The sequence below is a fragment of the Fischerella sp. PCC 9605 genome, from assembly GCF_000517105.1.
Taxonomy (GTDB): domain Bacteria; phylum Cyanobacteriota; class Cyanobacteriia; order Cyanobacteriales; family Nostocaceae; genus PCC9605.
Window position 1 is genome coordinate 242,200 of the sequence record NZ_KI912148.1, and the last position, 13,856, is coordinate 256,055.

Sequence of the window (13,856 nt, forward strand, 5' to 3'; positions counted from 1 at the left end):
AGAGNAGCTGAAGTGGAGGAANACNAAATAATGTCTGAACAATTAGATAATACTGCCGCTATTTCCAGCACTACTATAGGTGCGGCTAGAGGGGCATATAAGACCGATGATAGTGGTGAACGTGTCTTTGTAACCCAAGGTGAATTGGATAGGCTGGAAGGTCAAAAAAAACCTTGGTACGCAGATAGATTAGATGAAATACGAAGTGAAATTTCTGATGACCCCAATACCAAATATCTCAATGCTCAACCTATTGTGGTTGATGATGGTACCGTTTATTTTCCAGCCACAGGAGAATATCAAATACATGACCCCAANAAAGTCTCTGAACGTACTTGGACAATCTTGCAAGGCATAGAGAAACACCAGCTTAAGGCAGAGTTGGGCATGAATCCTAATAGGTATGATGAATACCAAGCGGCTCAGGTATTATCTGGTGAAGTCATAACTCCAGCAGAGATGGGATACGACCAGAGAGCGGCATACCAGTTAATTCAATCAGCAAAGAGAGACCCTAAATTCCTTGAGTATTTAGAAAACGTCACGGCTGAGGAGCTTGACCAAGTAAAACAATCATTTACAGAGGAACAACATAAGTGGTTTGGCAATGCAGCTAGACAATTTGGCGCGCATGTGGATGGTGGTTTAGTCGATGAAGCTGGACTAATTGCAGCGATCGCACACTATAAATTATTTCCAGAGTCTCGACAGCAGCAATCTACTAACTACCAGCAGCCCAAAGCTAGTGATGAAGCCAGTCAAATTTATCAGAAAGAACGATATCTCTCAAGTCAATGGGGTGTTAGTAGAGATGAAGTCCATCGCCGAGTAAATATCGTTGGAGAATTAGCAGCTTTGGCTGGCAAATCATTAGAACAAATTAGTTTACCTGAAGCTGTCCAACTTTGGAATAACTACGAACGTGGTGGATATAACTCTCAACTGCAACAATTAAATAGAAGGGATTTAATGTATTAGTTATGGCTACCAAGTAATGTTTTCTGGGGGAAAACATGACCACATTTGACAGAATTGATAATAAATGGGCTATCAATCAACCACCACCAAGAGATAGAGACTTTGTTGATATCAAGAGATTATCCACAAGCTGGAAACTCAGATATCCTACTGTGGTTGATGTTCATAGCTCTGTGGCTGGGAGTGTTAGTGAGTTTAGTGTTTAGGTTAGGAATTATGGCTGGCTTTTCTGTGTTTACATGGAAAACAATGAAGATGTTGTTTATGAAGGAGAAATCGCTAAAATAACAAGACTCTGGGATACGAATAAACTACAAACATCTGGCATTGATTATTGGGGTTATCGTCAGCTTTTGGACGAAGAACAAGAGAAAAGATTAACAGCAAAATCTTTTTAAAAATAATTCACCACCTATGCGTCCACATCAGGAAGTAGAACCACAAATGAGTGACCAGCAGAGGCGAGCAGTAAGACGAATTTTGGAGTAAATATATGGCTCAACCAGTAGTAACTATTCAAGATACCTTAGCCCTACAAAATAAGGCTATACTCTTCTTTAATCGCAATCAATATAAATCCCAATATCGGTATTTTGGTAGCGGTACAGCAAACGTAACTGATTCCGAAATGTTCATTGATGGTATCTCCGGACAGAGACTAATCCCACCAACTGAATGTGCTGTATTCATACGTTTTGATTATGCGATCTACGACTATGAAGCTACCAAATATAATGGTGGTACTCTTGCCGCTGTATATGGTGTAAACGCTTCTGGAACTGTGAGTGAAGCTGGTGCTGATACTGGTACACCTGCTGTTTTTGGTACTGCTACACCTAACACCTCTGTTAACCTACATACAGATGGTACGGCAATATTCCCCCGATTTACTATTACAAACAACAGTGATTCAACTATTGAGGGATTGATGACAGTAGTTGTTGCAACTAACCCAGAATCTAATTTTGGTTCAGTAGTTTAATTTTGGTGGTGATGGCGTCAGACAGTAGCGCAGAGCGCAACCACATTACTGTGGGTAATGGCATAAATTTTATAGGCAAATAAAAGAAAGAGGGACATAGTTGCACAGAGCGCAACCACTAATATGCTCCTTTTTTCTTATCACTGTCCGGAATTCCGGACTGTAACAAATTATAAAATATCGTCTAAGTTAGCTCTAGGAGTCAATTCTACAACGGGATATTTTACAAGGCATGATTGGATACATTCTTGTGTTTTACGATTACCACGAGGATAATTAGGTGGTGTTTCTAGAGCTTCCTCAACTGACCACCCTTGTTGTAATCTTCGTGAAAGTGCAGCTTGAGTGATTCCTATTTCCTTTGCCCATTGTCTGATATTAAGTGTCTTCCCGTCATAACTGATTAACTTCTCTGCACTTGCATTAGAACAACCACAGCTTTTTACTCTACTTTTTTTGAGATGGTCGGTACGATGTTGACTTATATTTCCACATTCACACTTGCAATTCCAGAGTCTCTTCCCGACATACTCCAGTAATGTTAACTTACCGACTTGATAACCCGGATATAGTAAATCTTTACTAGAATGTCTTCTCCTTTCTTTTTGTGGATGCATGAGGTGTATCTGTTGTGAATTCTCTGGATTATTTATTTTGTCATCCACTTTACCCCAAGCCACATGATTAACTAAGTTATCATCTGGCTTATTTAATTCTGTAAGTTCAGAGGTCGATTCTTCAGATTTGTCTCCCGTGGGTGACAAAACATCAGTTTGAAGTTGTTCTTCAAATTCTGTTTTGGACTCAACAGTAATGGTATCCGGCTGGGAAGGTATATTAAGTAGTCCTTTAAACGTTCTTAGCACACCATCTGCATCAAATTGAAGGTTATTGGATACCCACTCACTCCAATTAGGTGTAGTGGCTTTTCTGTCTTCCAGCAAGATAACAAATCTATCTATCCTATCTTTAAGTTCTTGAGCCGCACTAGCAATCATCTTTGCCTCATAATCAAACCACTCTGGGGAACCTTGAACGATTGGTTGGTCAAGGTATGTGGGTACAAAGCTGTAGGCATTGATAGATTCTATCGACTTATTTTTGGGAGTAACAAACTCTTCAATAGATTCACAATCCTCTGGAAGATAAACTTCAATTCTTTTTGGTTTTACAGCCTCATCATTCTTTGTTTTGATTTGTGTTTTCATAATTTGAAACAATAAATGGTATGTTTATGTATTTAGATTCATTGAGTAATTCATTGAGTATATCTTTAACACGACTGTGATTAATAAGAATACCAACGCAGAAGTACTTTTTTTTCTCTGGTGAGTACTCCCATAAAAGCCTTAGAGGATCTCTTATACCAGCCCATAATTTAAAATCAGGGTCTTCTCTCCTTGCAGCTAATTCACGGACTGATGTATTTAATCTCTGAGCTAAGAAGCTATTGGTAACTCCACTTTGATATTGCCGATTAACGTCTGCCCAGTATCCTCCCATGATACCCACTGCTTTTTTAGGTTGTTAACCTCTTCCTTTAACTCCACAACCTGGCACTGTAGCTCTTTAATTAGCTGACTCTGCGGTTGTTCTACATCGCCCAGATATTCTGTTAGGGCTGCAACCAGTAAATCAGTTGCAGATATTCCTTCTTGCTTAGCACGTCGCTTCACCGTATCAAGCAATTCCGGTGGAAATCTAAATGTAGCTTGTACTTTTGGTTCACTCATTTGTCCTTTAATTACATTCCTACAATTTCTACATCAATTGTACACTACAGAATGTATGTACATACAAACTGTAATGTCATGCTATAATGTGTGCAGTAGGGATAAAAGCCCAAGTTTCCGAGAATATTACCGAAACATAGCAAGCTGAAACCTACGAAAAATAAGCATTTAGGCATCTGTTAAAAATTATGAATAAAGAAGAGTTCGCTAAACAGCTTGAGCGGTTTGAACGTTTTGAATTGTTCTTACAGCTTGAGCAACAGAATGGTGCTATTAAACGGCTACCAGAAGCTGAGACAAAAGTGACTAACCCCGTTTTAGTCTTTGAAGATGATGAAATTGATAAAGGAATAGAGGTTATAGGCGACTATCCCTCTACCCCTCAAAAGAAAAGACATGTACTCACAGCCTCTGTGAGAGATATTAGACGCGGTGTCATTATCCAAGCCCTAGTTGCATTAGGAATGGCAACATCATTGCAAATTGATGCTTGGAGACGTACACATAGACCTGAATTAGAGGATTTTCATTCTAGCAATCTAACCTTTGGGATGTTAGATGCTGGGTACATCTCAGTAGTTGAAGGATGCTTGAAGAAAAAACATCGGCTGTATCAGGCAACAGAGAAGGGCATCAATATTTATATCCAGCAGTAACTAAGTGTGGTGTGAGGGGGGTTATTGTTAATAACCTTTGGACAATACTATGAATGAACAATTTGATAATAACTCAGAAGAGTTTTTGACTGACTTCCTAAATTTTCTTGGTATGGTAAAAGGTCAAGACTACTTCATAACACACGGCGGTGGTCTATTTCTAACAAACGAAAAATACCAAGTTTTAATAGACACCATGCCTGATGAACGTTCTAAGCTTGAAATACAATTCAATACAGAAAACATTCCGGTTGAGGATATAGAGAGTGAGCCTCTTACGGAAGAAGAATCCAAGGAGCTTGAGGAATTCTTCGACGGTTTATTGCTTCATGTCATGGGAACAGGAGCATCAAAAGAAAAAGCGATGGAAGAGATTAATTCTTACTTTCTAAGTCGGGCATTGCTAGAAAAAAGAGCCACAGCATTAATGTTCCCCCATGGCTTAGATGGTGATTTTCATAGTCCCACTGATGAGGAGCTGATAGACTTAGCAAAATTCACTAATGAGCTTGGACTTTCTAAAACTGAATTTACAGAAGTGGTAAGGGGTCACTACGATTCCTACATTGACAAGTTGAAGGCTAAGGAGAAAGCAGAATTTGAGGTTTTCTTGCAAAAATCACGAGAACTCTTTCAACCTTGGATTGATAGTGTAGACATTATTATTCACATGGTGAAAGAAGATGACGTAACAGAATCATTTCTCCTTTATGAACTGAAATACTATGAAAACGCTCTTAATGAGTTTCATACAATTTTAAGTCCTGAAAAGCTTGAGAAATTGGGTTCTGAGTATCACCAATACCCACTGCAATACCTAAATAAATTGCATGAGGTTATTGATGTTATTAACGCCAAGTTAATCGAAATTGATATGTAGCCATAGGCGGAGTTGTGGCTGCACTATGTGCGGCGGTGGTAGTGAGGAGTTTTCATCTGATGAGTATAAACTCACCCGCAAAATTAGCGGGGTGGTGATATGAAAAATTTATTTCTATTGTTCGACGAAAAGGATTTGTTAATAATTGCTATCTGCTGCCAAATTTCTTGGAAAGAAGTTGTCAATAAATGCATAGGTGCAGATGGCAAGCTAAACCTTGATTTGGTTCGTGGTTACTTAATGGCAAAGCTGGAGGCAAGACAATGAGATCTCTAAGAGAATCATTACAAGCAGATGGTCATACTATGCGCGAGGTTCGAGAATTTTTAGAAAGAATTTATGAACAACTTGAACTTTTCAAGGATGAACACCCAGCCACATATCACTACTTAACCGAGATAACATCACCATCTGAAAATTTCTTTGACCAAGCATTGATGAAAGTAGGACTAATCCTGGATTTACTAGCAGAAGAAGGTAGACAATCACGAGTTTGGGAGTGGCAGGAAGATGGACATGCTTTTGATAGGGATGATTCTAGGGACGTTAATCTACGCGGTATTGCATAGGTTCTTAGTAGGTGTTTGGTAGAGAAAACCCCCAGCCTATATCTATCAAAGCTGGGGGCATAACTAGTGAATCAGAAAGGGATCGCATATTATGTTTGACGCTAGTACTAATTGTATTGTTTACATTCGGGTCAGCACGATTGAACAGAAGAATTCCGGCTTAGGGCTGGAAGTTCAGCTACAAAAATGCACCGCATATGCTCAATTTGCAGGACTCGAAGTAATCGAAGTAATCAAAGATGATGGTGTTTCGGCTGGAATTCCTTTGAGTAAACGTCCTGGAGGTAAAAGGGCATTAGATTTACTTGTTACAGGTAAATCATCAAATATCATTGCTCTGAAGCTAGATAGGTTGTTCAGAAATACTACTGATGCATTAACCACATGTGAAACATTTAATAAGTCCGGCATTGCGATGCATTTGGTTGACCAACAAGGAACCAGCATTAATACTAAATCAGCTATTGGTAAATTCCTGTTGACGATGCTAGCTGCCACAGCGGAGTTAGAAAGGAATTTAATAACAGAACGTACACAAGAAGCATTACAAGTCAAAAAATCTCGTGGCGATCATATTGGGGCTACACCCTTTGGTTACAAAAGAAAGGGACATAAACTAGTCCCAAATGAACAATATTCTATCCTTCTGTGGATTTTAGAACAGTATGAGGCAGGACATACCTTACAATCTATTGCTGATAAACTGAACAGACAGAATTTGAAAACTATTAGGGGCAAGAAATGGTCGGCAGGCACTGTCTGGAACGTCATTGAATTGCATAAACTAAAGCTGGCTGTTTAGAGAATAATCCTCAAAATAAATACCCTAGTAACCTCTCGGCACTTAGGGTGTTTTCTTATATAGGTTCAAGGTTAATAATTAACTGAGTTCCTTCTATTTTACCTGCTTGACCTACTCTTGATGAAATTGGTTAATGCAGTCTATGCCTACTCAGTACTTCCCATAAATCTTAAAGATAATGCTGGTAATGTGTGAGGGTTTGTTTTTTCTACAATCTCATGCGCTCTCATCTTTGACATCTTCCTTACACCCTATTTTCGTTAATGTCGTACAAACTCCATCTATAGAATGTATAGCATAAGTCTAAGATGTTTTATTGATATCCCACGTATATATTAGAGTTGAGTTATAATCATCGACGTCGTATAAAGAATATAAGGAAAATATGTGGTGGACGTTCAGAAATTAATGTCTGTGAGTTTAGATGATTTTGATGAGATAACCAGCAAAGAGGATTTTTCTAGAAAAGTAGGGGTAAGCAGACAACACACATTTACTTTTGCGCGCCTAGCTTTTTGCAATTTGGAAGATTTTGCACAACATTATCCTGTGCTGGATGAGAAAGTAATCACAAATAGAGGGATGGATAGATATCAGTGTTGGGTTTTAATTCAACTGATACTAGCTGGCATAAAGACATCCAGGGCGCATGTAGAATCATCTCTAAAATATGACGCTGCTTTTAGGGAGAAATTTTCTTACAAACGATTCATTGAAACAACACAAAATATGAGGGTAAGCGCATGAAATTAGAGGACTACGCGGCTAAAGTTGGAAAACAGCCATCTGATATTAGAGAGTACCTTTACCAACAAGGGCATAAAGTGGCTTCTGAGCTTTCAGATGAACATATTTCTACCCTTGACCAGTATTTCAATCATTCAAATAGCGACATCCAGAAAGCCCTAGAACCCACTTCTAATAATGGTCAAGTATCTCAAGGTGGGCTGGAATTATCATCTGCTGTGCAGCAATTAAGGGGTGTTTCTAATGTCCGGGTACACCCTATTTTTATTGAATTGATTAGGCAGGGATACACAGAAATTCAAATCTCTGAAGCTCTCGGCGCTGCTGTGGAAGATGAACTGATTGAAGCCTACTACCGTGGCATGGATACGGCATATAAACGGAGGCAGGAAGAATCTAAATCCTTTCGTCAACAGCAATGGCAGGAGTTATCGACGGTATACCCATTCATCGAGAAAATATCCGCACTCAAAGAGTACTACGGCATGTCCTAATATGTTTCGTACCCTCTACCGCATAGTCTGGGTAGTGTGTTCTACTGCTGTGTGTTTCACTCTCTGGAAAACACTACCTACTCACTGGGCACTCTATCAAAAGGATTCTCAGATTCGTGTTTTACAGGGAAAGCTGGAGAAAGCAGAGACACAACTTCGTTGGTCATCTGAGGAGACGAGTAATCTTGAGTATGAGGTTAAACAACTGAAATGCCAGCTTAAACGGAGATTCCCTACAATTCGAGATTTCCTTGGGCTGGGGAATGCAGATGAATGTAGCTACGAGGAGATTTGATGGCTGTGGATGCATCCCATGCATTGTGGATGCACCTAGTGCATCTGCGTGGTTAAATTTTATTAATTCTCTGTACTAAACCACAGGGGTACGTATACTAGAGAATTATTCAGCCTGTGGCTGTATCTATTATTTAGGAATTAACGTAAAAAGCCTATTTGCCGTACGTTAGGGTAATGGAGAATAGGAGACTCGAACCCCTGACCTCTGCGGTGCGATCGCAGCGCTCTACCAGCTGAGCTAATTCCCCAAATAGTTATTGGTTAGTAGTTAGTAGTTAGTTGTTTACCACTAATTACTAACTACTAACTACTAACAATTCCCTATGTTAGCATTCACCTGCTGTGGGTTGGCACTGTTTTTGCAAATACACTTCCTGCACCCGTTCTAGTTCTAAGTCAGTTAAATAATCTACAGTCCAGTTTGCTAAACGCTGAAGCATATGAAATGGGTAAGTATTCGCTACACCCACAACTTGCATACCAGCACGTTTTGCTGCTTGGATACCAGCTGGGGTATCTTCAATCGCTAGACATTCACTTGGTTGCAGATTCAACTCGGGATATGCTTGGTTGAGGCGTTCTACAGCTAATAAATAGCCATCAGGTTCTGGTTTACTGGTGGTGATATCGTCTCCAGCTACAATAACTGGAAAGTATTCAGCCAGTTTGGCACGATTAAGAACTAGTTCTATTTCTTTGCGGATAGCACCACTCACTAGCGCTAGATTTAAATTGCGCGAATCTCTTGCACAGACGCTTCGCGATCGCACCTGAAATATCAAGTCATCTAAACCAGGATACAAAGGCAGTTTTTCCAGTTTCTCTAATTCCAACGCATATAGTTCTGCCTTCTTTTTCAACAACTGAGTTAAATACTGTTCGCTAACAATACGACCGCGACTATTTAGTATATCCTGCAAACAGGCGCGATCGCTGCGTCCCAAACAAACTTGTTTATACTCTCCTGGTTTGAGGGTAAGATTTTCCTCAAGCAGAATTTGCTCGATTAGTCGCTCGTGGATGGACTCATCATTAATGATGACGCCATTAAAGTCAAACAGAACTGCCTTTAAAGTCATGCCGTTGTATCAAAAGCTGGGGAGGGAAAGCCCTGCAAGTCGTTATCGTCTAGTATGCTATCTGTCGATGTCGGAGTGTACTGGCGTACCTGTGTTTGAGCAGTTCCTGCTGCTGTAATGGGTTTTATGCCGCTTGTCACCTGATTAGTCCACCACACATCCTGGGTTTGTACTGCTGCAAAGCCTGCTGCACCCATCCATGCATCCACACTGCCAGCTGCATACTCACGAATATACGGCTCCTCAAATACATCATTGAGCCATTCTAACTGACGTAGAGTCTTTTGATTACCATCCAGAATTAATACTTGCCCGCCAATTCGCAACAACCGAAAAGCTTCTCGCAGAATTGCCTCAGATACTGCTGGGGGTGTTTCGTGAAATAACAAAGTAGCTGTAACTAGGTCAAAAGAATCACTAGCCAAAGTAGTGTTTTCCGCATTACCATGTCGCCAGTGTATATCCAAACCAGCATTTTGGGCTTTATGATCGGCCCTTACCAACATATAGGGCGATAAATCTAAGCCGATGACTTCAGCTTCCGGAAAAGCCTGCTTGAGCATTAAAGTTGTCGAACCTGTACCGCAGCCCAAGTCGATTATGCGTCGGGGCACGACTTTGATCGCATCAATTAAAGCTTGACGTACCCAAGTTTCATTTGGTGGTAAAACGTATTGGGTAACAGCATCGTAAGTCACTGCCGCACCAGAGTTAAGATATCCACCGTTAATTCCGTGGAAGTTTTGGCTGCTGTAGTAGGTAGGGATTGTAACATCAGCGCGTCGAAAGCGATCGCTCTCTTTCTCCCAATCTACGCTCTTAGCATAACGCTGTAGTTCCTCTTCATTAATGAAAAAACGTACTACAGGTGATAGAAAACGCTCCCAGATAGTATCTTGACGAACTGCCATATAATTTTCGGACTCGATGCACTGTTAAAACTACAGTTAGTTTATTTACAAATTGTAATATATTTTCTGCAAATTATATTTGCCTCGTATCAGGATAGGGTTGACATTGATTATTTATAATACTACAAATGTAGTATAACAATTACTACCTCTCAGAGGTAGTAATTCCTCTGAAAAAAAATAGTTAGTAGTTAGTGGTTGTTATTTCCAAACAACCACTAACTACTAACTACTAACTACTAACAAAATTAAATCAAATTATGCCTTACGAAAAATTAAAAATTTCCACACCGTCCCCTGTTTTATCTTGGGCCAATCATCCCTTGGATTCAGAAGAAACCAAGATGGCTAAAAATGTAGCGTCATTGCCATTTGTATTTAAACATGTAGCACTGATGCCAGATGTTCACTTAGGCAAAGGTGCTTTAGTTGGTTCTGTAATTGCAACTAAAGAAGCGATTATTCCTGCGGCTGTCGGTGTAGATATTGGTTGTTTTGTAGGGGATACTCTCGTTCCATTAATTGATGGAAAATCTTATCCAATTAGAGATCTAGCACAAAGAAATGAAGAGTTTATTGTCTATGCTTGCACCCCAACAGGAAGAATTGTAGCTGCTAAAGCGACTGCTAAGCAAACTAGACGGAATGCTTCTCTTGTAAAAGTGATTTTGGATAACGGTAAAGAAATTACTTGCACTGGGGATCATCAATTTATGCTGCGAGATGGAAATTATCAGCAAGCACAATATCTTCAACCAGGGACTTCCCTAATGCCTTTCTATTCAAAAGTAGATAAGGATGGTTATACTTTAATTTCTCAACCCTACTCCAGCAGATGGCAAAAAGCATACTGGATTGTTGCTAGATCGGGACTACTTGGACAGGTTCCTAAATTTAAAGAGCAAAGAACGATAATTCATCACCGAAATTTCAATGAGTCTGATAATCGACCAGAGAACCTGGAGTTCATGGGTAATAGGGATCATTCTACCTATCATCGTAATTTAGTTGAACGCAACCAACACTGGCAATCTCAAGAGTTTGAACAAAAGCGAGTTGCTGCACTTGCCAAAAAAGCCCAAACTCCAGAAGGATACCAGTATTATGCTGAACGAGGAACTAAGAATATCCTTCAGTACATGCAACACCAGCCAGAACATTTTAGACAAGCAGTTGCTGGTAATGGTTCGCGTGGTAAGCAATACTTGGTAGCTTACAATCAAAGTGAGAAAGGCAGAGCGAAATCCAAGGAGATAGCGAACAAGTTTTACACTTGTGACATCTGTGGTGCAGAAGTCAAAACTCCAATTGGACTGCACAACCACAGACGAAAAGAACACCAGTGCGATCGCAAAGTTGTAGCAGTAATTCCTCTAGATTACACAGAGGATGTTTACTGTTTAACAGTACCTGAGTACCATAATTTTGCTCTGACAGCTGGCGTATTTGTTCACAACTGCGGGATGTGTGCCATTAAAACACCATTTCAGGGTGAACAACTAGAAGGCAAACTCAAAAAAATTCGTCAGGATATAGAAGCAGCAATTCCTACTGGTTTCAATGAAAATAAAGACATTGAAAAAACTGTAACCAACTGGCAAAGCTGGCGAAATTTCCAAGACTTGCATTCAGGGGTACAAGATTTGCAAGGCAAAGCTATGCGACAAATGGGTTCTCTCGGGGGAGGTAATCATTTTATTGAGGTTTGCCTCGATACAGAGAACCAAGTTTGGCTGATGTTGCATTCTGGTTCCCGCAATATCGGCAACAAGCTAGCACAGTGCCACATAAATACAGCTAAAGAATTAGCAAAAATGGCAGGTAATAAATTACCCGATCCAGATTTAGCACATTTTGTTGCTGGCACACTGGAATTTCAAGCATATTGGCATGATTTGCAATGGGCACAGAATTATGCACGTTTCAACCGCGATGTGATGATGGCGCGATTTAAGCGCATTATCGAAAAACATCTAGCAGGTGGGAAAGCGACAAAACCTTTATTAGAGGTGAATTGCCATCACAATTACGCCGAAAAGGAAGTACATTTTGATGAAGAAGTTTACGTCACTCGCAAAGGTGCAGTTCGCGCCCAAGCAGAAGATTATGGCATTATCCCTGGTTCAATGGGAGCAAAATCTTACATAGTTAAGGGTAAAGGTGATGTCCACAGCTTCTGTTCTTGCTCTCATGGTGCCGGACGCTTGCTATCAAGAAATAAAGCAAAAGGTGTCTACACCCTGGATGATTTGATCGAACAAACAAAAGGTGTGGAATGCCGCAAAGATGCTGGCGTTTTAGATGAAATTCCCGGTGCTTATAAACCAATAGATCAAGTCATGGAAAATCAGTTTGATTTGGTCGAAGTTGTAGCCACACTCAAACAAGTTGTGTGCGTGAAGGGGTAAATTCATCTCTGTGCATCTGTGTGTAATTAGTTGCCCCACTGCACTCAATGGGGCTTTATTTGTACTAGCCGACACTAGTGTACATTTTAAGTTTTTGTACTAACTCTTGGGTTAACTGAGAGAATGCTTTTGATCCTGATGATTGGGGATTGCTTAAAACAACAGGCATAAAACTATCAACAGCCTTGGCAACATTCACATCAATTGGTATTTGTGTATGACAAATTTTTTCTTCCCCAAAATCTTGATGAACTCGTTGCATAACTTGTTTGTAGTATCTGCCAGTTAACAAGTTAGCATTAGACATTGTAAACACTATTCCCAACATCTGAATATCAATCTTTACTTCATGTTCGTGACTTTCTTTTAATTGGGCAATGCGTCTTTCTAGCAACTGAATACCCACTACAGATAAAGGCTCTGGTTTAGCAGGAAGTATGTAGAAATTACTAGTTGCTAAAGCGCTACGAGTCAAAAGATTATAACCTGGTGCACAGTCTAAGATAATAAAATCGTAATCTTGGCGAACTGGTTCTAAAACTTTACCCAGTAAGACTCTTTCAAAGCGATTCCAAATTGTTTCAAAGTCTTTTTCACCCAACGTCACTGCTTGTTCATGCAGCATCGCTGAAACGACAAATTCATCATAAAGGTCAATATCTCCTGGTATTAAATCTAATCCTTGCAGATTACAAACCCCAGGTTGAATTACTTCTTGAATGGTATGTTTTGCTTTTGCCTCTGGAGTGATAATTTGGTCGATTAGATACCTAAACGTCTTTCTGTATTTTCTACGTTTGGCAAACTCCACAGGCGACATCATACTGAGTGTTGCACTAATTTGCGTGTCTAAATCAAGAACAAGCACCCGCTTGCCATGTTCTTTCGCTAAACAAGTGGCTATATTGACGCTGAGTGTCGTTTTACCGACGCCACCTTTCATATTTGCAGTTGCAATTACATATCCCATTGGTTAAGTCCTCTGATGACGTATTCTCATCTAGGTAGCGCAAACGTCTGGTTAGCAAGTGAAAACTTTTGGTAGATTTAAGATTTTCCAATTCTTAAAAAATTGGTGCTGACGATATTTTCTCGCTTGAGCAGTCAGAATTATAACAGTGAAGGGTGTATTTAGTAGACAGAGGGAACTTGGATATTTGTTGCGAATAAACTTTGTCAGCGATGTAATTAAGGAGCATGTTGGTAAAGTAAATTACTTTGATCTAATAAGTAAGCGGCAGCTGTTTGTTTTTATCCCAAAAGGAGCGATCGCAAAAACTCACTCTTCCCAATGGTGACTTTAGCTAAAACTAAATTACC

Annotated in this window: 17 protein-coding genes and 1 tRNA gene; 12 read left to right on the forward strand and 6 right to left on the reverse strand. The window is 39.9% G+C overall.

Translation table 11 applies throughout. The annotated features are described in order from the left end of the window. The first annotated feature begins 1,013 nt into the window (after positions 1–1,013). The 3 genes from FIS9605_RS44955 to FIS9605_RS0103420 all read left to right on the forward strand — a co-directional run bounded on the left by FIS9605_RS44955 (position 1,014) and on the right by FIS9605_RS0103420 (position 1,960). A complete protein-coding gene (locus FIS9605_RS44955; RefSeq protein WP_231510226.1) occupies positions 1,014–1,184 on the forward strand; it encodes a hypothetical protein in 171 nt (56 codons plus the stop codon). A gap of 33 nt (positions 1,185–1,217) precedes the next feature. After that, positions 1,218–1,376: a hypothetical protein gene (locus FIS9605_RS42345; RefSeq protein ID WP_155960348.1), complete on the forward strand. Its 159-nt coding sequence runs from the start codon at positions 1,218–1,220 to the stop codon at positions 1,374–1,376. A gap of 95 nt (positions 1,377–1,471) precedes the next feature. Beyond that, the gene (locus FIS9605_RS0103420) at positions 1,472–1,960 is read left to right on the forward strand and encodes a hypothetical protein (RefSeq protein ID WP_026731329.1); all 489 of its coding nucleotides are present in this window, start codon (positions 1,472–1,474) and stop codon (positions 1,958–1,960) included. 170 nt (positions 1,961–2,130) lie between these two features. Here FIS9605_RS0103420 and FIS9605_RS39705 read toward each other — a convergent pair whose 3' ends face one another. Then, positions 2,131–3,168, reverse strand: coding sequence for a hypothetical protein (locus FIS9605_RS39705; RefSeq protein ID WP_026731330.1), 1,038 nt, complete (start codon positions 3,166–3,168; stop codon positions 2,131–2,133). A 231-nt stretch (positions 3,169–3,399) separates the two neighbouring features. After that, positions 3,400–3,693: a hypothetical protein gene (locus tag FIS9605_RS0103430; protein ID WP_026731331.1), complete on the reverse strand. Its 294-nt coding sequence runs from the start codon at positions 3,691–3,693 to the stop codon at positions 3,400–3,402. A 188-nt stretch (positions 3,694–3,881) separates the two neighbouring features. Here FIS9605_RS0103430 and FIS9605_RS0103435 point away from each other — a divergent pair, with 188 nt between their 5' ends. From FIS9605_RS0103435 to FIS9605_RS0103470, 8 genes are all read left to right on the forward strand, one after another. After that, on the forward strand, positions 3,882–4,349 hold the full coding sequence (locus tag FIS9605_RS0103435) for a hypothetical protein (RefSeq protein WP_026731332.1): 468 nt from the start codon (positions 3,882–3,884) through the stop codon (positions 4,347–4,349). A gap of 49 nt (positions 4,350–4,398) precedes the next feature. Beyond that, positions 4,399–5,229 (forward strand): hypothetical protein, encoded by an 831-nt coding sequence (locus FIS9605_RS0103440; RefSeq protein WP_026731333.1) that lies wholly within the window; start codon positions 4,399–4,401, stop codon positions 5,227–5,229. A gap of 99 nt (positions 5,230–5,328) precedes the next feature. After that, positions 5,329–5,496 carry a hypothetical protein gene (locus FIS9605_RS42350; protein WP_155960349.1) on the forward strand — a complete coding sequence of 56 codons (168 nt, stop codon included), beginning with the start codon at positions 5,329–5,331 and terminating at the stop codon, positions 5,494–5,496. Beyond that, positions 5,493–5,798 (forward strand): hypothetical protein, encoded by a 306-nt coding sequence (locus FIS9605_RS0103450; protein ID WP_026731334.1) that lies wholly within the window; start codon positions 5,493–5,495, stop codon positions 5,796–5,798. Before FIS9605_RS42350 ends, FIS9605_RS0103450 begins: the two co-directional genes overlap by 4 nt. A gap of 91 nt (positions 5,799–5,889) precedes the next feature. Beyond that, entirely contained in the window at positions 5,890–6,600 is a 711-nt protein-coding gene (locus FIS9605_RS36160; protein ID WP_035139383.1) for a recombinase family protein, read from the forward strand. Positions 6,601–6,990: 390 nt separating this feature from the next. Next, complete coding sequence (locus FIS9605_RS0103460) at positions 6,991–7,347, forward strand: hypothetical protein (protein WP_026731335.1); 357 nt, start codon at positions 6,991–6,993, stop codon at positions 7,345–7,347. Further along, complete coding sequence (locus tag FIS9605_RS0103465) at positions 7,344–7,841, forward strand: hypothetical protein (RefSeq protein ID WP_026731336.1); 498 nt, start codon at positions 7,344–7,346, stop codon at positions 7,839–7,841. Before FIS9605_RS0103460 ends, FIS9605_RS0103465 begins: the two co-directional genes overlap by 4 nt. Before the next feature lies 1 nt (position 7,842). Continuing rightward, positions 7,843–8,136 carry a hypothetical protein gene (locus FIS9605_RS0103470; protein WP_026731337.1) on the forward strand — a complete coding sequence of 98 codons (294 nt, stop codon included), beginning with the start codon at positions 7,843–7,845 and terminating at the stop codon, positions 8,134–8,136. A gap of 177 nt (positions 8,137–8,313) precedes the next feature. Here the strand turns inward: FIS9605_RS0103470 and FIS9605_RS0103475 are convergent. The 3 genes from FIS9605_RS0103475 to FIS9605_RS0103485 form a co-directional block, all read right to left on the reverse strand. After that, positions 8,314–8,386, reverse strand: a tRNA-Ala gene (locus FIS9605_RS0103475). A 78-nt stretch (positions 8,387–8,464) separates the two neighbouring features. Next, positions 8,465–9,217: an HAD family hydrolase gene (locus FIS9605_RS0103480; RefSeq protein WP_026731338.1), complete on the reverse strand. Its 753-nt coding sequence runs from the start codon at positions 9,215–9,217 to the stop codon at positions 8,465–8,467. Beyond that, the gene (locus FIS9605_RS0103485) at positions 9,214–10,128 is read right to left on the reverse strand and encodes a class I SAM-dependent methyltransferase (protein ID WP_026731339.1); all 915 of its coding nucleotides are present in this window, start codon (positions 10,126–10,128) and stop codon (positions 9,214–9,216) included. Before FIS9605_RS0103485 ends, FIS9605_RS0103480 begins: the two co-directional genes overlap by 4 nt. A 260-nt stretch (positions 10,129–10,388) precedes the next feature. Between FIS9605_RS0103485 and FIS9605_RS0103490 the strand changes: the two genes are divergently transcribed. Continuing rightward, a complete protein-coding gene (locus FIS9605_RS0103490; protein WP_026731340.1) occupies positions 10,389–12,536 on the forward strand; it encodes an RtcB family protein in 2,148 nt (715 codons plus the stop codon). 64 nt (positions 12,537–12,600) lie between these two features. On the opposite strand, the gene FIS9605_RS0103495 is transcribed toward FIS9605_RS0103490, so the two are convergent. Beyond that, positions 12,601–13,506, reverse strand: coding sequence for a ParA family protein (locus tag FIS9605_RS0103495; RefSeq protein WP_026731341.1), 906 nt, complete (start codon positions 13,504–13,506; stop codon positions 12,601–12,603). Between the last annotated feature and the right edge of the window lie 350 nt (positions 13,507–13,856).

Bases quoted from the DNA above. Each gene is read 5' to 3' on its own strand.
- FIS9605_RS44955 (WP_231510226.1), top strand. From the start codon at position 1,014: ATGACCACATTTGACAGAATTGATAATAAATGGGCTATCAATCAACCA.
- FIS9605_RS39705 (WP_026731330.1), bottom strand. From the start codon at position 3,168: ATGAAAACACAAATCAAAACAAAGAATGATGAGGCTGTAAAACCAAAA.
- FIS9605_RS0103435 (WP_026731332.1), top strand. From the start codon at position 3,882: ATGAATAAAGAAGAGTTCGCTAAACAGCTTGAGCGGTTTGAACGTTTT.
- FIS9605_RS42350 (WP_155960349.1), top strand. From the start codon at position 5,329: ATGAAAAATTTATTTCTATTGTTCGACGAAAAGGATTTGTTAATAATT.
- FIS9605_RS0103450 (WP_026731334.1), top strand. From the start codon at position 5,493: ATGAGATCTCTAAGAGAATCATTACAAGCAGATGGTCATACTATGCGC.
- FIS9605_RS0103440 (WP_026731333.1), top strand. From the start codon at position 4,399: ATGAATGAACAATTTGATAATAACTCAGAAGAGTTTTTGACTGACTTC.
- FIS9605_RS0103465 (WP_026731336.1), top strand. From the start codon at position 7,344: ATGAAATTAGAGGACTACGCGGCTAAAGTTGGAAAACAGCCATCTGAT.
- FIS9605_RS0103470 (WP_026731337.1), top strand. From the start codon at position 7,843: ATGTTTCGTACCCTCTACCGCATAGTCTGGGTAGTGTGTTCTACTGCT.
- FIS9605_RS42345 (WP_155960348.1), top strand. From the start codon at position 1,218: ATGGAAAACAATGAAGATGTTGTTTATGAAGGAGAAATCGCTAAAATA.
- FIS9605_RS0103430 (WP_026731331.1), bottom strand. From the start codon at position 3,693: ATGAGTGAACCAAAAGTACAAGCTACATTTAGATTTCCACCGGAATTG.
- FIS9605_RS0103485 (WP_026731339.1), bottom strand. From the start codon at position 10,128: ATGGCAGTTCGTCAAGATACTATCTGGGAGCGTTTTCTATCACCTGTA.
- FIS9605_RS0103490 (WP_026731340.1), top strand. From the start codon at position 10,389: ATGCCTTACGAAAAATTAAAAATTTCCACACCGTCCCCTGTTTTATCT.
- FIS9605_RS0103420 (WP_026731329.1), top strand. From the start codon at position 1,472: ATGGCTCAACCAGTAGTAACTATTCAAGATACCTTAGCCCTACAAAAT.
- FIS9605_RS36160 (WP_035139383.1), top strand. From the start codon at position 5,890: ATGTTTGACGCTAGTACTAATTGTATTGTTTACATTCGGGTCAGCACG.
- FIS9605_RS0103480 (WP_026731338.1), bottom strand. From the start codon at position 9,217: ATGACTTTAAAGGCAGTTCTGTTTGACTTTAATGGCGTCATCATTAAT.
- FIS9605_RS0103495 (WP_026731341.1), bottom strand. From the start codon at position 13,506: ATGGGATATGTAATTGCAACTGCAAATATGAAAGGTGGCGTCGGTAAA.